Origin of the sequence: Lichenibacterium dinghuense, from assembly GCF_021730615.1 — a bacterium.
Classification (GTDB): domain Bacteria; phylum Pseudomonadota; class Alphaproteobacteria; order Rhizobiales; family Beijerinckiaceae; genus Lichenihabitans; species Lichenihabitans dinghuensis.
The window spans coordinates 2,183,208-2,200,611 of record NZ_JAJLMN010000001.1; the positions used below are offsets into that span (position 1 = coordinate 2,183,208).

13 protein-coding genes and 1 pseudogene are annotated in these 17,404 nt (G+C 71.5%); 12 read left to right on the top strand and 2 right to left on the bottom strand.

The window, feature by feature from the left end; translation table 11 throughout:
• The first annotated feature begins 126 nt into the window (after positions 1 to 126).
• The 5 genes from L7N97_RS10630 to L7N97_RS10650 all read left to right on the top strand — a co-directional run bounded on the left by L7N97_RS10630 (position 127) and on the right by L7N97_RS10650 (position 9,515).
• A complete protein-coding gene (locus tag L7N97_RS10630; protein ID WP_428980979.1) occupies positions 127 to 2,625 on the top strand; it encodes a glycogen/starch/alpha-glucan phosphorylase in 2,499 nt (832 codons plus the stop codon).
• Between the two features lie 10 nt (positions 2,626 to 2,635).
• Complete coding sequence (gene glgB, locus L7N97_RS10635; protein ID WP_237478263.1) at positions 2,636 to 4,840, top strand: 1,4-alpha-glucan branching protein GlgB; 2,205 nt, start codon at positions 2,636 to 2,638, stop codon at positions 4,838 to 4,840.
• A gap of 76 nt (positions 4,841 to 4,916) precedes the next feature.
• Positions 4,917 to 6,185, top strand: a complete 1,269-nt coding sequence (gene glgC / locus L7N97_RS10640) for a glucose-1-phosphate adenylyltransferase (RefSeq protein ID WP_237478264.1) — start codon at positions 4,917 to 4,919, stop codon at positions 6,183 to 6,185.
• A 136-nt stretch (positions 6,186 to 6,321) separates the two neighbouring features.
• Positions 6,322 to 7,884: a glycogen synthase GlgA gene (gene glgA / locus L7N97_RS10645; protein WP_237482168.1), complete on the top strand. Its 1,563-nt coding sequence runs from the start codon at positions 6,322 to 6,324 to the stop codon at positions 7,882 to 7,884.
• Positions 7,881 to 9,515, top strand: a complete 1,635-nt coding sequence (locus tag L7N97_RS10650) for an alpha-D-glucose phosphate-specific phosphoglucomutase (RefSeq protein WP_428980980.1) — start codon at positions 7,881 to 7,883, stop codon at positions 9,513 to 9,515. Before glgA ends, L7N97_RS10650 begins: the two co-directional genes overlap by 4 nt.
• Before the next feature lie 199 nt (positions 9,516 to 9,714).
• Here L7N97_RS10650 and L7N97_RS10655 read toward each other — a convergent pair whose 3' ends face one another.
• A complete protein-coding gene (locus L7N97_RS10655) occupies positions 9,715 to 10,737 on the bottom strand; it encodes an SDR family oxidoreductase (RefSeq protein WP_237478265.1) in 1,023 nt (340 codons plus the stop codon).
• Positions 10,738 to 10,997: 260 nt separating this feature from the next.
• On the opposite strand from L7N97_RS10655, the gene L7N97_RS10660 reads away from it, so the two are divergent.
• Positions 10,998 to 11,228: a DUF6894 family protein gene (locus L7N97_RS10660; RefSeq protein ID WP_428980981.1), complete on the top strand. Its 231-nt coding sequence runs from the start codon at positions 10,998 to 11,000 to the stop codon at positions 11,226 to 11,228.
• Positions 11,229 to 11,355: 127 nt separating this feature from the next.
• A complete protein-coding gene (locus L7N97_RS10665; RefSeq protein ID WP_237478267.1) occupies positions 11,356 to 11,607 on the top strand; it encodes a DUF6894 family protein in 252 nt (83 codons plus the stop codon).
• Positions 11,608 to 11,684: 77 nt separating this feature from the next.
• On the opposite strand, the gene L7N97_RS10670 is transcribed toward L7N97_RS10665, so the two are convergent.
• A complete protein-coding gene (locus L7N97_RS10670; protein WP_237478268.1) occupies positions 11,685 to 12,902 on the bottom strand; it encodes an IS110 family RNA-guided transposase in 1,218 nt (405 codons plus the stop codon).
• Positions 12,903 to 13,334: 432 nt separating this feature from the next.
• Here L7N97_RS10670 and L7N97_RS10675 point away from each other — a divergent pair, with 432 nt between their 5' ends.
• The 5 genes and pseudogenes from L7N97_RS10675 (at position 13,335) to L7N97_RS10695 (ending at position 17,313) form a co-directional block, all read left to right on the top strand.
• Positions 13,335 to 13,895, top strand: coding sequence for a LexA family protein (locus L7N97_RS10675; RefSeq protein WP_237478269.1), 561 nt, complete (start codon positions 13,335 to 13,337; stop codon positions 13,893 to 13,895).
• Between the two features lie 253 nt (positions 13,896 to 14,148).
• Complete coding sequence (locus tag L7N97_RS10680; RefSeq protein ID WP_237478270.1) at positions 14,149 to 14,823, top strand: hypothetical protein; 675 nt, start codon at positions 14,149 to 14,151, stop codon at positions 14,821 to 14,823.
• Positions 14,824 to 14,940: 117 nt separating this feature from the next.
• Positions 14,941 to 15,327: a hypothetical protein gene (locus L7N97_RS10685; RefSeq protein ID WP_237478271.1), complete on the top strand. Its 387-nt coding sequence runs from the start codon at positions 14,941 to 14,943 to the stop codon at positions 15,325 to 15,327.
• A 282-nt stretch (positions 15,328 to 15,609) separates the two neighbouring features.
• Positions 15,610 to 15,852: pseudogene (locus L7N97_RS10690) on the top strand (amino acid ABC transporter ATP-binding protein); the annotation flags it as partial.
• Positions 15,853 to 15,945: 93 nt separating this feature from the next.
• Positions 15,946 to 17,313, top strand: a complete 1,368-nt coding sequence (locus tag L7N97_RS10695; protein WP_237478272.1) for an LLM class flavin-dependent oxidoreductase — start codon at positions 15,946 to 15,948, stop codon at positions 17,311 to 17,313.
• Positions 17,314 to 17,404: the final 91 nt, after the last annotated feature.

A 17,404-nucleotide genomic window follows, 5' to 3' on the forward strand; every position in this document is an offset into this window, starting at 1 on the left:
CTTGCCTGTCCGGGCCGACGGAGGCTCGCCTTTCGGCGCGATTCCTGCCACAGGTCGGTGCGACGCGACCACGCCGGCCCGCCCGAGGGGGCGCTCGCGCGCGATCTCGGACCAGGGGGCCATGCCATGACGATCCAGCAGCCCGGCGCAGCGCTCGCCTCGACGATGCCCGACGACGACCTGCGCAGCGGCAACAGCGTGGACGCGCTGCGCTCCGCCGTTCTAGCCAAGCTCGCCTACGCGGTCGGCAAGGTCGAGGCCGACGCCAGCGACCGCGACTGGTTCCTGGCCACGGCGCTCGCGGTGCGCGACCGCGTGGTGCAGGGCTGGCAGAAGTCCTACCACACCACCAACACGGGCGGCACCAAGCGCGTCTACTACATGTCGCTCGAGTTCCTCATCGGGCGCCTGATGTTCGACGCGCTCACCAACCTCGGCCTGACGGAGACGATGCGGGAAGCCCTGTCGGGCCTCGGCGTCGACCTCGACCGCCTGCGCGAGGTCGAGCCGGACGCCGCGCTCGGCAACGGCGGCCTCGGCCGCCTCGCCGCCTGCTTCATGGAGTCCATGGCGACCCTCGCGGTGCCGGCCTACGGCTATGGCATCCGCTACGAGAACGGCCTGTTCCGGCAGGTCGTCAAGGACGGCTGGCAGCAGGAATATCCGGAGAACTGGCTGAGCTTCGGCAACCCCTGGGAGTTCGCCCGGCCCGAGATCGCCTACGACATCGGCTTCGGCGGCCACGTCGAGACCCATCAGGTCGACGGGGCGCAGCGTTCCGAGTGGTTCCCGGCCGAGACGGTCGAGGCCGTGGCCTACGACACGCCGGTGGTCGGCTGGCGCGGCCACCACGTCAACACGCTGCGCCTGTGGTCGGCCCGCGCCGGCGACCCCCTGCGGCTCGACGCCTTCAACGAGGGCGACCACGTCGGCGCCATGGCGGACCGCGTGCGCGCCGAGGCCATCTCCAAGGTGCTCTACCCGTCCGACGCGACGCCGGCCGGCCAGGAGCTGCGCCTGCGGCAGGAATACTTCTTCGCCGCCGCCTCGCTGCAGGACCTCGTGCGCCGGCACCTGAAGAAGTACCCGGACCTGACCAACCTCGCCGACCAGGCCGCCATCCAGCTCAACGACACCCATCCGGCCATCGCGGTGGTCGAGCTGATGCGCCTGCTCGTCGACCTGCACGGCATGGCCTGGGACGACGCGTGGCGCGTCACGCAGGCGACCTTCGGCTACACCAACCACACGCTGCTGCCGGAAGCCCTGGAAACCTGGCCGGTGCCGCTGATGGAGCGGATGCTGCCGCGCCACATGCAGATCATCTACCTCGTCAACGCCATCCACCTCGACAAGCTGCGCGCCGAGGGGCAGACGGACGTCGACGTGCTGCGCTCCGTGTCGATCATCGCGGAAGGCTGGGGCCAGCAGCGGGTCAAGATGGGCACGCTGGCTTTCATCGGCTCGCACCGGATCAACGGCGTGTCGGCGCTCCACACCGACCTCATGCGCCAGACCGTGTTCCGCGACCTCAACACGCTCTACCCGGACCGCATCAACAACAAGACCAACGGCATCACCTTCCGCCGCTGGCTGATGGAGGCCAACCCGGCGCTGACCGCGATCCTGGTCGACGTGCTGGGCAAGGGCGTGCTCGACGACCCGTCGCGGCTGGAGCGGCTCGCCGACCACGCCGACGACCGGGCCCTGCAGGCGCGGCTCAAGGCCGCCAAGCGCGACAACAAGGCGACGCTGGCGAAGATCATCGCGGCGCGCACGGGCGTGCAGGTGGAGCCGGGCGCGCTGTTCGACATCCAGATCAAGCGCATCCACGAATACAAGCGCCAGCACCTGAACCTGCTGGAGACCATCGCGCTCTACAACGCCATCCGGGCCGAGCCCTGGCGCGATTGGGCGCCGCGCGTGAAGGTCTTCGCCGGCAAGGCGGCGGCGAGCTATCACACGGCCAAGCTCATCATCAAGCTCGCCAACGACGTGGCGCGGGTGGTCAACGACGACCCCACCGTGCGGGGCAAGCTCAAGGTCGTGTTCCTGCCGAACTACAACGTCAGCCTCGCCGAGCGCATCATCCCGGCGGCCGACCTTTCCGAGCAGATCTCCACGGCCGGCATGGAGGCTTCGGGCACCGGCAACATGAAGCTGGCGCTCAACGGCGCGCTCACCATCGGCACGCTCGACGGCGCCAACGTCGAGATCAAGGAGCGGGTCGGCGACGACAACATCTTCATCTTCGGCCTGACCGCCGAGGAGGTCGCGGCGCGCCACCGCTCCGGCCTGTCGGCCCGCGACACGATCGCGGCCTCGCCGCGGCTGGCCGAGGTGATGGAGGCCGTGTCGTCCGGCGTGTTCTCGCCCGACGACACGGGGCGCTACCGCGATTTCGCGAACGCGTTGCGCGACCACGATCATTTTCTCGTCACGGCGGATTTCGACGCCTATTATGCGGCGCAGAGGCGAGTCGACGCGTTGTGGCGTGACGAAGCGGCGTGGTGGCGCGCCTCGATCATGAACACGGCCCGGGTCGGGTGGTTCTCCTCCGACCGGACCATCGGCGAATATGCCCGGGACATCTGGGACGTCCCGGTCCGAACCGCGGCGGAGTAGAGGAGACACCATGGCGGGCAGCGGCTGGCAGGCGAGCGACGGTGATGTCGCCGCCATCTTGGCCGCGCGCCACGGCGACCCCTTCGCGATCCTCGGCCGGCACGCGACGCCGGACGGCACCGTGGTGCGGGCCTTCGTGCCCTACGCGGCGACCTTGCACGCCCTCGCCCCCGACGGCCGCGCGCACGAGCTCGCCGCCCGGCCCGGCGCGGAAGGCTTCTTCGAGGGGATCGTGCCGGACGGTCCCGGCCGCCACCGCCTGCGCGCCGGCAATGCGGGCGGCGCCTGGGAGTTCGACGACCCCTACAGCTTCGGCCCCGTGCTGGGCGCGCTCGACGACCACCTCTTCGTCGAGGGCACGCACCGGGAACTGTACCGCCAGCTCGGCGCCCACCCGTGCCGCCACGAGGGCGCGGAGGGCGTCCACTTCGCCGTCTGGGCCCCCAACGCGAGCCGCGTCTCGGTGGTGGGCGACTTCAACGACTGGGACGGCCGCCGCCTCGCCATGCGCCGCCGCATCGCGAGCGGGCTGTGGGAGATCTTCGCCCCCGGCGTCGAGCCCGGCACGCGCTACAAATACGAGGTGGTGAGCCGCGACGGCGTCCTGCTGCCGCTCAAGGCAGACCCGGTCGGCTTCCAGGGCGAGATGCGGCCCTCGACCGCCTCGGTCGTGGCCCCCGCCGAGCCCTTTCCCTGGACCGACGCGGGCTACCTCGCCGAGCGCGAGCGCGGCGACAAGCGGCGACGGCCGATGTCGACCTACGAGGTCCACCTCGGCTCCTGGAAGCGCGCCGAGGGCGGCGGCTTCCTGAGCTACGACGAGCTCGCCGACGACCTCATCCCCTACGCGGCCGGCATGGGCTTCACCCACATCGAGCTGATGCCCGTGTCCGAGCACCCGCTCGACGCGTCCTGGGGCTACCAGCCGGTCGGCCTCTACGCCCCCACGGCCCGCTTCGGCGACGCCGCCGGCTTCGCGAGGCTCGTCGACCGCGCCCACGCGGCGGGCCTCGGCGTCATCGTCGACTGGGTTCCGGCGCATTTCCCCGTGGACGTGCACGGGCTCGCCAAGTTCGACGGCACCTCGCTCTACGACTACGCCGACCCGCGCCGCGGCTTCCACCCGGACTGGAACACCGCCATCTACGACTTCGCGCGGGCCGAGGTGGCGGGCTTCCTCGCCGCCAACGCGGTCTACTGGCTCGACCGGTTCCACGTCGACGGGCTGCGCGTCGACGCCGTCGCGTCCATGCTCTACCTCGACTATTCGCGCAACGCGGGCGAGTGGGTCCCCAACTGGGACGGCGGCAACGACAACCGCGAGGCCGTGGACTTCCTGAAGCGGGTGAACGGGCTCGTCTACGCGGCCCATCCGGGCGCGGTGACGATCGCGGAAGAATCCACCTCCTGGCCCGGCGTGTCGCGGCCCGTCTACGCGGGCGGCCTCGGCTTCGGCTTCAAGTGGAACATGGGGTGGATGCACGACACCCTGGAGTTCATGGCGCAGGACCCGGTGCACCGCCGCTGGCACTACGACCGGATGACCTTCGGCCTGCTCTACGCCTTCTCGGAGAACTTCGTCCTGCCGCTCAGCCACGACGAAGTGGTGCATGGCAAGAAGTCGATCCTGTCGAAGATGCCGGGCGACGAGTGGCAGCGCTTCGCCAACGTCCGCGCCTATTACGGCTTTATGTGGGGCCATCCGGGCAAGAAGCTGCTCTTCATGGGCTCGGAGTTCGGGCAGACCGCCGAGTGGAACTTCGACCAGAGCCTCGACTGGCACCTGCTCCGCTACGACATCCACCGCGGCGTGCAGGACCTGATCCGCGACCTCAACGGCGTCTACCGCGCGACGGCCTCCCTCCACGTGCGGGACTGCGAGCCCGAGGGCTTCCGCTGGGTCGTGGCGGACGACCACGCCAATTCCGTGCTGGCCTGGCTGCGCTTCGGCGAGCCCGGCGACGCGCCGGTGCTGGTCGTGTCCAACTTCACCCCCGTGCCGCGCGAGAACTACCGGCTCGGCCTGCCGCTGGCGGGGCACTGGCGGGAGCTGCTCAACACGGACGCGGCGCGCTACGGCGGGTCGAACCTCGGCAACCTCGGCGGCGTTATGGCCAAGGCCGAGCCGTCGCACGGGCTGCCGGCCTCGGCCGAGGTGGTGCTGCCGCCGCTGGCGACGGTGTTCTTCAGCTTCGCGGGCGACGGGGTCCATTGAAGGCTCCGCGCCCGGCGCGAGATCGATAGACAAGGGCCGGCGGCGGGGCGCCGCACGGGCCCGGGGGGAAGAAGCGATGTACGACAGGTCACCGGGCCAGGCCCCGATCTCCCGCAACGCCATGGCCTACGTGCTGGCCGGAGGGCGCGGCTCGCGCCTGCTGGAGCTGACCGACCGGCGCGCCAAGCCCGCCGTCTACTTCGGCGGCAAGACGCGCATCATCGACTTCGCCCTGTCCAACGCGCTGAACTCGGGCATCCGCCGCATCGCGGTGGCGACGCAGTACAAGGCCCACAGCCTGATCCGCCACCTCGGCCGCGGCTGGAACTTCCTGCGCCCCGAACGCAACGAGAGCTTCGACGTGCTCCCCGCGTCCCAGCGCGTCGACGAGAACATGTGGTATCTCGGCACCGCCGACGCGGTGTACCAGAACATCGACATCATCGAGTCCTACGACCCGAAATACATGGTCATCCTGGCGGGCGACCACGTCTACAAGATGGACTACGAGAAGATGTTGCAGCAGCACGTCGACTCGGGGGCCGACGTGACGGTGGGCTGCCTGGAGGTGCCGCGCCTGGAGGCCGTGGCCTTCGGGGTGATGCACATCGACGAGACCAACAGGATCCTGTCGTTCCTCGAGAAGCCCAAGGACCCGCCGGCCATGCCGGGCAAGCCCGACGTGGCCCTGGCCTCGATGGGCATCTACGTCTTCGAAACCAAGTTCCTGATCGACGCGCTCAAGCGCGACGCCGCCACCCCCCACTCGCAGCGCGACTTCGGCAAGGACATCATCCCCGAGATCGTGGCGCAGGGCAAAGCCGTGGCGCACCACTTCTCCCAGTCCTGCGTGCGCTCGACCCACGAGAACGAGGCCTACTGGCGCGACGTCGGCACGGTGGACGCCTATTGGGAGGCCAACATCGACCTCACCGCCGTGGTGCCGGCGCTGGACCTGTTCGACCAGAACTGGCCGATCTGGACCTACAACGAGCTGACCGCGCCGGCGAAGTTCGTGCACGATTCCGACCATCGCCGCGGCGTCGCCATCTCGTCGCTGGTGTCCGGCGGGTGCCTCGTGTCGGGCGCGGGCATCCACAACTCGCTGCTGTTCACCGGCGTGCGGGTGAACTCCTACAGCCACGTCGACCGCGCCGTGATCCTGCCCTACGTCAACGTCGGCCGCGGCGCGCGCCTCAGGAACTGCGTGGTCGACAGCGGCGTGCAGATCCCCGACGGCATGGTGATCGGCGACGACCCCGAGCTCGACGGCCGGAGGTTCCGCCGCACCGACCGCGGCATCTGCCTCGTGACGCAGTCCATGCTCGACAAGATGAACACCTGAGGCGGCGGATCGAAGGGCGCTCGCGCCCTTCGCGGGGCTCGGGGCGGAGCCCCGAACAAATCTCTGTCTCGGGGCGCTGCCCCGAACCCCGCCAAAGGCTTCGGGCCTTTGGAGACCGATCGTTCGAGTGTCCCTCATGTCCATGGCGACCATCATCCCGTCGACCGCCGAGCGCGGGCCGACGACCGAACTCGACGCGGAGCGCGACGACGGCGTCGCCGAGCTGACGCGCAGCCTCACCATCCGCGTCCTGTCGGTCGCCTCCGAGATCCACCCGCTGGTCAAGACCGGGGGCCTCGCAGACGTGGTCGGCGCCCTGCCGGCCGCGCTGGAGCGGGAGGGCGTCGCGGTCCGCACGCTCGTGCCGGGCTATCCCGCCGTGCTCGAAGCCCTGGCCGGCGCCGCGGTCGCGGCCGAGATCCCCGACCTGTTCGGCGGCCCGGCGCGCCTGCTGGCCGGCACGGCGGCCGGCCTCGACCTCGTCGCGATCGACGCCCCGCACCTCTACGGCCGGCCCGGCACCCCCTACCTCGCCCCCGACGGCACCGACTGGCCCGACAACGCGGCCCGCTTCGGCGCGCTCGGCCTCGTCGCGGCCCGCATCGGCACGGGCCTGCTTCAGGACTACCGGCCCGACGTCGTCCACGGCCACGACTGGCAGGCTGGCCTCGCCCCGGCCTACCTCCACTTCGCGCAACATCCGAAGCCCCGCACCGTCGCGACGGTGCACAGCCTCGCCTTCGCGGGCCAGTTCCCGGCCTGGACGCTGTCGGCGCTCGGCCTGCCCGAGGAGGCCTACCGCACCGAGGGCCTCGAATACCACGGCACGCTGAGCTTCCTGAAGGCGGCGCTGTTCTACGCCGACCACGTCACGGCGGTGTCGCCGGGCTACGCCGACGAGATCATGACGCACGAGGGCGGCATGGGCTTCGACGGGCTCCTGCGGGCCCGCGCCGCCACCGTGACCGGGGTGCGCCTCGGCATCGACGATGCGATCTGGGACCCGTCAAACGACCCCGACATCCCCGCCCCCTACGCGGTCGGCGACATGGGCGGCCGCGCCGTCGACAAGGCCGCCCTGCAGGAGCGCTTCGGGCTCGACCCCGCGCCGGACGCGCTGCTGTTCGGCGTGGTCAGCCGATTGAGCGGTCAGAAGGGCCTCGACCTCGTGCTCGACGCCCTGCCCCTCATCGCCGAGCTCGGCGGCCAGCTCGTCGTGGTGGGCGAGGGCGACCGCTGGTTCGAGGACTCGTTCCGCGCCGCGGCGGAGCGCTATCCCGGTCGCGTCGGCGCCGTCATCGGCGTCGACGAGCGGCTCGCCCACCTCGTGCAGGCCGGCGCCGACGCCGTGCTGGTGCCCTCGCGCTTCGAGCCCTGCGGCCTCGTGCAGCTCTGCGCGCTGCGCTACGGCGCCGTGCCGGTGGTGTCGCGCGTCGGCGGCCTCGCCGACACGGTGGTGGACGCCAACGAGATGGCGCTGGCGGCCGGCGCCGCCACCGGCGTGGTCTTCGCACCCGTCACCCTGCCGGCGCTCGAGGCGGCGCTGCGCCGCACCGCCGCGATCTTCCGCGACCCCGAGGACTGGGCCGGCATGGTGGTGGCCGGCATGGCGACCGACGTGTCCTGGCGCCGCCCGGCCCGCAAGCTCGCCGCCCTCTACCGCGACCTCCTCACCTCCGACGCCGGAGCGCATCCATGACTGCAGCCGCGATGACGACCGTCCCGACGACCCCCTACACAGACCAGAAGCCCGGCACCTCCGGCCTGCGCAAGAAGGTGCCGCACTTCCAGCAGCCGCGCTACGTCGAGAACTTCGTGCAGTCGATCTTCGACAGCCTCGACGGCTTCGCGGGCCAGGACCTCGTGATCGGCGGCGACGGCCGCTACTTCAACCGCGAGACCATCCAGACCGCCATGAAGATGGCGGCCGCCAACGGCTTCGGGCGGGTCATCGTCGGGCGCGGCGGCATCCTGTCGACGCCCGCCGCCTCGAACCTGATCCGCGTGCGCGGCGCCTTCGGCGGCATCATCCTGTCGGCCAGCCACAATCCCGGCGGACCGCACGGCGACTTTGGCATCAAGTACAACGCGTCGAACGGCGGCCCCGCGCCCGAGAAGATCACCGACGCCATCTTCGCCAAGACGAAGGCCATCACGGAATACAGGATCCTCGACGCGCCGGACGTCGACCTCGACCGGATCGGCGAGACGAGGCTCGGCGACATGACGGTCGAGGTCGTCGACCCCGTGGCCGAGTACCGGGCGCTGATGGAGAAGCTGTTCGACTTCCCCCGCATCCGGGCGATGTTCGCGGGGGGCTTCCGCATGACCTTCGACGCCATGTCGGCGGTGACGGGCCCCTACGCCACGGCGATCCTGGAGGGCGCGCTCGGCGCCGCGCCCGGCACGGTCATCAACGGCACCCCCCTGCCCGACTTCGGCGGCCACCACCCGGACCCGAACCTCGTCCACGCGAAGGGGATCTACGACCTCGCCATGGGGCCGGACGCGCCGGACCTATGCGCCGCCTCGGACGGCGACGGCGACCGCAACCTCATCATCGGCCGCGGCATCTTCGTGACGCCGTCGGACAGCCTCGCGGCGCTCTCGGCCAACGCGCATCTCGCGCCCGGCTACGCCGGCGGCCTCAAGGGCATCGCGCGCTCCATGCCGACCTCGGCCGCGGCCGACCGCGTGGCGGAGGCCAAGGGCCTCAAGGCCTACGAGACCCCGACGGGCTGGAAGTTCTTCGGCAACCTGCTCGACGCCGGCATGGCGACGATCTGCGGCGAGGAGAGCGCCGGCACGGGCTCCGACCACGTCCGCGAGAAGGACGGGCTCTGGGCCGTGCTGCTGTGGCTCGACATCCTGTCGGCCCGCAAGGAATCGGTCCTCGACATCATGCGGGACCATTGGAAGACGTACGGCCGCAACTACTACGCCCGCCACGACTACGAGGAGGTGGCGGCCGAGGGCGCCAACGCGCTGATGAAGGGCCTGCGCGACCGGCTCGGCTCGCTGCCGGGCCAGAGTTTCGGGGCGCTGACCGTGACGGGGGCCGACGACTTCGCCTACCACGACCCCGTGGACGGCTCGGACTCGGCCCACCAGGGCATCCGCGTGCTCTTCGCGGACGGCTCGCGCATCGTGTACCGCCTGTCTGGTACCGGCACGGCGGGGGCCACGCTGCGCGTCTACATCGAGCGCTTCGAGGGCGAGAAGCTCGACATGGAGACCGGCGAGGCCTTGAAGGACCTCATCGCCCTGTCGCGCTCGCTGCCGGACATCCCCGGCCACACCGGGCGCACGGAGCCGTCGGTCATCACCTGACCGCCGCCCGGGAGGTCCGCCGGGCCACTCCGGCGCGTCGTCACCTCGGGCGACACCTCACTCCCACAGGATGCGTGTTTCACAAACCTCGAAACATCGGGGTTGGCGTCCTTCTCCCCTCGCGGGAGAAGGGCCACACCTCCCAGCCACCGAGATGTACGAACACGGGTAGCCCTACAGGGGAGGGAGGGAAGCGTCCTCACCGCCCCGGCTTGCGGGCGCCCAGCGACGCCACCGTGGCCAGCGCCAAGCCGACGCCCGCCACCACGGCGGTGGTCACCAGCGGGTGCTCGGTCGCGCGGGTGTAGAGGCTCACCTGCTGCACGTGGCCGGGGTAGTTGCCGCCCTCGGCCAGGTTCTCGCTCGGCCGCTCGAGCCCGCTGTCGTCGCGCGCGCGGCGCGGCGGGCGGCCGCTGGGCGTGTCGGGGATGACGTTGCGCAGCATGACGGTGTCGGCGAGCGACGGCGCGTAATGCTCCATGGCCTCGATCATCTTGCCGCCGCTGCCGACGAACAGGTCGCGCGTCGGCACCGCGGCGCAGTGCAGGATCGCTTCCGCCACCGTGCCGGCCGCGTAGACCGGCGGCACGTGCTGCGGCTCGCTGTCGAGGTAGTTCTTGGCGTTGAGCGGGAAGGGCGTGTCGATGGCGCCGGGCTTGACCAGCGTCACGACGACGGGTGCCCCGTCGGCCTCGACGAAGACGCGGAACTCGTCCGTGAAGGCTTTCACGGCGTGCTTCGAGGCGGAATACACGCCCTGCAGCGCCACGGCGCGGTGCGACTCGGTCGAGCCCACGTTGATCAGCGCGCCGCCGCGGCGCCGTAGGTGCCTCAGCGCCGCGCGCGAGCCGTAGACGAGCCCCCACAGGTTGACGTCGAACAGCCTTCGCATCTCGTCGACCGGGATCTCCTCCGGCCGGCCGTAGATGCCCGTGCCGGCGTTGTTGACCCAGGTGTCGAAGCCGCCGAAGCGGTCCACGGCCGCCTTCGCCAGCGCCTCGACGTCCTCCTCCTTGGCGACGTCGGTCGGCACCGCCAGGGCCTGCCCGCCGCCGGCCTCGATCTCGGCCGCCAGCGCGTCGAGGGCGTTCGTCGAACGGGCGGCCAGGACGAGCTTGGCGCCCTGCCGCGCCGCCATGCGGGCCGTGGCGAGCCCGATGCCGGACGACGCGCCGGTGATCACGATGACCTGCTCGGACACGGGTTTCAGCTTCACCACCATGGCGTGACCCTTCTGTGGTGCGCCGGGCCTACGGGCCCGGCGCGTTCACGGGCGGAAATGCGCGCGTCACTCCCGATGTTGCGGGCAGGGCGCGCGATCGCGCCCGCGGCGCCGGCGCTCCTGGCGGTGGAGGCCTACCCGTGATCGCAGACGGTGGGGTCGCGGTGCGCGATCGGCCCCCTGTCGGACTTTTTCATTGCGTGCAGGTTGGCCACGCCCTACTCCCGCGCTGATTTGGCTCAGGCGGGAGCGGGATTGGCGTGCCGAGGTTCTTTTTCGATACGGATGACGGCGAGCACGTGAGGCGCGACTGCAGCGGCACCGTCCTTTCCGGCCGGGAGATCGCCAAGGCCGAGGCCGCCTCGCTCCTCCGCGACCTCGCCCACGGCATGAGGCTCGAAGGCTCCAGCGTCTTCTCCTGTGCGGTCAGGCAGGACGACGAGCAGCCGATCTACCGCGTCACGATGGTGATCGAGGGCCGGTCCGTCTGAGGATCGGCCCCGATCCCGTGAGCCGGATCGGCCGCGACCGTGCCGGGAGCTGGCTCCAACCCGTTCGGCCGAACAAACTATGCTTTTTGATGGTTTCCCCGCGTCCCCTGACGGGAAGGAAACGTCGGTGCCGCTCTTTCACTTCAACGTCCTCGACGGCGTCTCCGACATCGACACCGAGGGGACCGTCCTGCCGGACGTGGACGCGGCCTGGCGCGAAGCCCGCATCCTCGCCGGCGACCTCATCAAGGACGCGAGGGAGTGGGACAGGCTCGGCGAGGAATGGCGCATCGAGGTCACGGACCACGCGGGCACGATCCTGTTCCGCATCGACGTCGCGGCGATGAGGTCGCCGCTGATGAGGGTCGAAAGACCGTAGCGCCGCCGATGGGCGCGGCCGCCTGGGCTCGGCGATCGCCCGTGACCGGCAGGGGGGGGGGGACTCCCCACCGTTTATCAAGCGGTTTTTGCGGTGAGGTTGGGATCGAAGCTCGACCCGGTTTTCAGCATGGCGCAGGCCACGCCGAGGAGCCTGTCGGCCACCGAGCGGAGTGCCCTGGCATGGCCGTGGCCGCGCGCTCGCAGGGCCTTGTAGCGGGCCTTGCAGGTCGGGTCATTCTGGGCGGCGACGCGCGCCCAGTGGTAGACGGCATTGCGCAGCCGGACATCGGCCGCCTGACGCATCAGCACGACGCAGCTTTTGCCGGATCGCTTCGTGACGGGCGCCACGCCGGACAAGCAGCGCAGGGCTTGGTAGTCTCGCCGGTGCAGAGCTTCAAACGCTTCTGCGAGCAGCGTGGCGATGACGATCCTTCCGACTCCCGGCAAGGATCTCAGGATCGTCACGTCGCGCTGCTCCTGATGCTGCCCCGGCGCGTCGGCGGCCTCGGCCAGTTGCCCCGTCAGCCGATCGAGCTGGGCGTCGGCGTCCGCGATCTGGCGGTTCACGAGCTGGAGCCGCTTGGCCACTGCCTCGATATGGGCTGTGGCCGCGCTCACCGTGCCGGGTGCGACGGCGACCGGTGTTGCGCGCAGGCGTTCGAGCGCTTGGGCCGCGGTGAAGCGCCGGATGCGGTGGCTCTTCAGCAGTCGAGCGACAGTTCCTTCACGGACCTTCTTGGCCTTCTCCGGCGTCGGCACGAGCTTCCAGAGTTCCAAGAACCAGGGCGCCGCGACGTCGTCGGCCAAGTCCAGCATCTGCGGATAGTAACGCCACAACAGTTCCCGGACGCAATTGCCGAGCCGGTTGCGGTCGTGGCGCAGATCATCACTGATGCGGGACCACTCTCGCAGCTCGACGATGACCGGGTCGAGCGGCTCCAGGCGGCGCAGACAGCGCGGGTCGGTGCGCAGCGCGTCGGCCAGCACATGCGCGTCGCGGCTGTCGTCCTTGGCGCCGGCGGGCGAGAAGCGGTCCCGGAAGCGGTCGAGTTGCTTCGGATTGATGGAATGAACGCGGAAGCCGCGCTCCATCAGGCTCTCCACCACCGGGCCGTGCGGCACCTCGATGGCCACCGACACGGCATCCGGTGCCGCCCCGGTCTGCTTCTCGATCCAGGCCGCCATCTCGGCCAGGCCCTCGCCGCCGTGGGCGAAGCCGCGCTCGCCCATCTTGCGGCCCTGGGCATCGATCACGAACACGTGGTGCGTCTGCGATGCCCAGTCGACGCCCACGAACCAGTCCCGACCTCGTTCCTCCACGACACCCTCCATCGGCTTCGAGCCGCCACAGTGCCTGCCGATCCCTGTACTGGCGCTCGAAGGCGCGGACTCCCCACCAGGCATCCACCGTGGCATCCTGCCGAGGCACGGGTCCCCCCCAGGGGCTCAAAGCTCAGGGGGCGATGGGTTGCTCTCGGTAGGCCGGCTCGATCCGGGCAGCCTAAAACGCGACCGACCGGATCGCTATGACGGGTACAGGGGGCGAGCCGGTCCGCTATGGCGTTGCACGCCCGGAGCGGTGCCGTCGCCTCGAGGTGAGCCGCCGCTTCTCCTCCGCTTGAGTTCCTCCCCGTTGCGGTTTGTCCACACCCACCGCGCCGAAGCCCCTTGCCGCGCCGCGCCGGCGCCTATTTGATTACGTTACGTAATCAAACGGGGGCGGCGATGGCCGAGGTTCCGAAGCGAGGCGGCCGCCGGCCGGGGGCCGGGCGGCCCGGAGGCCCGTCCGAGGTCGTGCGCCTGCCGCTGCCGCTCGCCGCCATCGCCCGGCGCATGAAGGACGGCAGCCTGCGCGCGGGCGACATCAACGCCTTCCTCGACGTGGCGCCGCGCAGCGAGGCGTCCGTGCCGCTGGCCTCGACCGCGGCGGCCTGCGGCTTCCCGAGCCCCGCCGACGACCACATGGACGGGCCGCTCGACTTCAACGATCTCCTGGTCCGCAATCCCCAGGCCACGTTCGCGGTGCGGATCTCCGGCGAAAGCATGCGCGACCGCGGGCTGCTGCCCGGCGACGTCGCCGTGGTGGACCGCGCGCGCTCGCCGGTGAGCGGCTGCATCGTGCTCGGCCTCGTCGGCGGCGAGTTCACGGTCAAGACCTACCGGCTGAAGGCGGGCGGCGCCGTGGTGCTGGAGGCCGCCAACCCGGACTTCCCCGACATCGCCATCGACGAAGCCTCCGCCTTCGAGGTGTGGGGCGTCGTGACCGGCATCGTGCGGACCTTCTGAACCTCGGCCGCGGGAGCCTTCGCATGAGGATCGGCGATTCCGTCCGCCTGAAGCCGGGCAGCCCGCTGCGCGAGCGGCTCGAACCCTTCGCCGACGAGGTCGGCCGGGTGGTCGACACCTTCTAGGACGACGACGACGACGGGCTGCGCATCGCCGTGGCCTATCCCGACCAGCTCTACGGCTGGCTGGCGCCGCTGTCGGCGGAGGATTTCGTGCTCGACGCCGGCCGGGCCGGCGCCCCGCCCCCGCATCCGTGACGGCGCCCCGCCACCTCGTCGACTGGCCGCTGGTGCTGGTCGACGTCGAATGTTCGCTCTGCCCGCGCCTCGGGCGCTACCGGCTCGCGCGCCTCGCCGAGCGCTACGGCGCCGCGGTGCCGCTCGCCCGCCTCCTGGAGCTGATCGCGGCCGACTGCACCCTGATGAAGCCGGGCGAGAAACCCCGGCACTACGAGGCCCGCTGCGGGATCCGCTACGTCGTGCCGCCGGCCGAGCCGCTGCCGGCCGACGCGCCGGCCCGCGCCGGGGCGCCGCGGGCCGCCCCGGCCGGAGGCACCGCGAAGGGCGCGGCCCGCAGGCGCCTCGGCCCCGACGGGCCCCCGCCCACGCTGGCGATGCTGCGCGGGCGCGGCATCACGGCCCTGTCGGCCACCTGCCAGGGGCTGTGGCAGGGCCACCCGTGCCACCGCACCACCACCCTGCCCCTCGACCGCCTGGGCGCGCCGGACGACGCTGTGTTCCTCGACCTGTGCCGGTCGCTGCGCCTCGTGTGCGGCCGCTGCGGCGGGCGCAGGATGCACGTGGTGCCGCTGTGGCCCGACGTCCGGCAGAAACGCGCGGCCAGCCTCGGCGTCGACTCCCGGCCCGTCATGCCGGGCACGGCTCCCCCGCCCCGCCCGCCGGGGGCCGGCGAGCCGCCCGCGGCGTGACGGCGGCTTGCGCGGCATTCATCTCAAATGCGAGGGACGATCGTCGCCCGACCTTAGAACGTCGTAGCGCTCCATCGGGCCGTCGCAGCGGTCGATCGCGCGTCGGAGGAGGTCGGGTTGGCGAGATATGTCCATGGAAGCGCGGCGGGCGTCGCGGTGGGGCCGGTCGACGGAACCCGCTCCGTGCTGCATCGCTACGAGATCGTCGGCGACGTGCTGGTGCGCCGGCGCATCGCCGACCGGCGCCCCTTCGCCGACGGCGAGGTCCGCCTCATCGACGTGCTGATCAACGAGGACGCGGCCGGCCGCTCCATCAACGTGGTGCGCGGCATCGTGGTCAGCGAGCGCGACCTCGCGCGGCTCGGCCCGGACGGCGGGCCGCTCGCCTGGCGCGAGTTCGCCGTCGGCGCGGACCTGCTGCTGGCGATCGGCGAGGACCTCCGCGTGGGCCCCCGCGAGCGCCCGGCCCTGCGGCTGGCGACGCTGGACGGCCGGCGGCTGTAGGCGGCCCGCTTCCGGCCGGAAATCCACAAAATTTATAGATTGATCTCACACGAGCTGGCGGAGTCACGCGGCGCGCGATAGACCCGCCCGCACCCGGACCGGGCGCGCCGCGGTCCGCCGCGCAGCCCATCCATGACCCAGCCTCGAGCCGCCCTCCTCGCCGCGGCCTCCCTGTTCCTGCTGGCGGCCGGCCCGGCCCTCGCCGATCCGGCGCTCGACCGCGTCAAAGCGGCCGGCACGCTGCGGGTCGGCGTCGAGGGCACCTACCCGCCCTTCACCTTTCAACTCGCCGCGGAGGTCTCCGCGGTGCTGCGCCGCCTCGCGGCCGAGGGCGTCACCATGGTGATGGCCACCCACGACCTGCGCCTCGCCTCCTCGATCGCGCGCGACGTCGTGTTCCTGGAAGGCGGCCGCGTGGTCGAGTCCGGCCCGGCCGCGCAGGTCTTCGGCGCGCCGCGGCAGGCCCGCACGGCGGATTTCATCCGCACGCTCGGCAGCGCGGAGGCGGCAGCCCGTTCCGTATAGTGAAATACTAGACTTTCCGCCGGGATCGGGGCAGTGTCGCCGCACCGGGGCGAGCGCCCGCCGCGCCACGGCGCGATCCGAGGGAGACCGCCGATGCCGCCCCGCCGCGAGATGGTCCTCAACGCCTTCACGATGAACTGCGTCGGCCACATCAACCACGGCCTGTGGACGCACCCGCGCGACCGCTCGGCCGACTATACCCGCCTCGACCACTGGACGGCGCTCGCCCGCACGCTGGAGCGCGGGCTGTTCGACGCCGTCTTCATCGCCGACATCGTGGGCGTCTACGACGTCTACGGCGGCTCGGTCGACCTCACGGCGCGCGAGAGCATCCAGCTTCCGGTCAACGAGCCGACGCTGCTCGTGCCCGCCATGGCGGCCGTGACGAAGGACCTCGGCTTCGGCGTCACGGTCAACATCGCGGGCGAGCATCCCTACACCTTCGCGCGCCGCCTTGCGACGCTGGACCACCTGACGGGCGGGCGCGTCGGCTGGAACGTGGTGACGGGCTACCTCGACAGCGCCGCCCGCGCGGTGGGTGAGGACGCTCTCGCCCAGCACGACAGCCGCTACGACCGCGCCGACGACTACCTCGACCTCACCTACAAGCTGCTCGAGACGAGCTGGGACGACGACGCCGTGCGCCGCGACCGGGCGGCCCGCGTCTACGCCGACCCGTCGCGGATCCACCGCGTGCGCCACGAGGGGCCGTTCTACGCCTGCGAGGGCGTCCACCTCGCCGAGCCCTCGCCCCAGCGCACGCCCGTGCTGTTCCAGGCCGGCGCCTCGGGGCGCGGGCAGCGCTTCGCCGCGCGCCACGCCGAATGCGTCTTCATCTCGGCGCCCGACAAGGCCACGGCGCGGCAGACCGCGCGCCGGCTGCGGGCCGAGGTGATGGCGGCCGGCCGGCGGCCCGAGGACGTGAAGGTGCTGATGGGGATCAGCGTGGTGGCGGGCGACACGGACGCGCAGGCGCGGGACAAGCTCGCCGACTACGTCGCCCATGCCAGCCCCGAGGCCGGCCTCGCCCATTTCGCGGCCGGGTCCGGCGTCGACGTCTCGCGCTACGGGCTCGACGACGAGATCGACTACGGGACGGGCAACGGCATCCAGTCGACCACGCAGGTGGCCAGGAGCCGGGGCTTCACGGTGCGCCAGCTCCTCGCCCAGGTGGCGCTCGGCGGCCGCTACCCGCTGGTGGTGGGCGACGGCGCCGGCATCGCACGGGAGCTCGAATCCTGGATGGACGAGGGCGAGGTCGACGGCTTCAACCTCACCCGCACGGTGGTGCCGGAATGCTGGGACGACTTCGTGCGGATCGCCGTGCCGGCCCTGCAGGAGCGCGGGCTCCACAAGCGGGCATACGGCGCCGGCACGCTGCGGGCGAAGCTGTTCGGGCGCGGCGACAGGCTCGACGAGGCCCACGCCGCCGGGGCGGTGCGCCGGGCGGCGCGAGCGTGACGCGGTTTCCGCGACATCGGCTCGGTCGCACCCGGCCGGCCTCCTCCACCATGCTTCGCATGGTCCCCCTCCTCCGCTCCGCAGAGGAGGA

Bases quoted from the DNA above. Each gene is read 5' to 3' on its own strand.
- L7N97_RS10630 (WP_428980979.1), top strand. From the start codon at position 127: ATGACGATCCAGCAGCCCGGCGCAGCGCTCGCCTCGACGATGCCCGAC.
- glgB (WP_237478263.1), top strand. From the start codon at position 2,636: ATGGCGGGCAGCGGCTGGCAGGCGAGCGACGGTGATGTCGCCGCCATC.
- glgC (WP_237478264.1), top strand. From the start codon at position 4,917: ATGTACGACAGGTCACCGGGCCAGGCCCCGATCTCCCGCAACGCCATG.
- glgA (WP_237482168.1), top strand. From the start codon at position 6,322: ATGTCCATGGCGACCATCATCCCGTCGACCGCCGAGCGCGGGCCGACG.
- L7N97_RS10650 (WP_428980980.1), top strand. From the start codon at position 7,881: ATGACTGCAGCCGCGATGACGACCGTCCCGACGACCCCCTACACAGAC.
- L7N97_RS10655 (WP_237478265.1), bottom strand. From the start codon at position 10,737: ATGGTGGTGAAGCTGAAACCCGTGTCCGAGCAGGTCATCGTGATCACC.
- L7N97_RS10675 (WP_237478269.1), top strand. From the start codon at position 13,335: ATGGCCGAGGTTCCGAAGCGAGGCGGCCGCCGGCCGGGGGCCGGGCGG.
- L7N97_RS10695 (WP_237478272.1), top strand. From the start codon at position 15,946: ATGCCGCCCCGCCGCGAGATGGTCCTCAACGCCTTCACGATGAACTGC.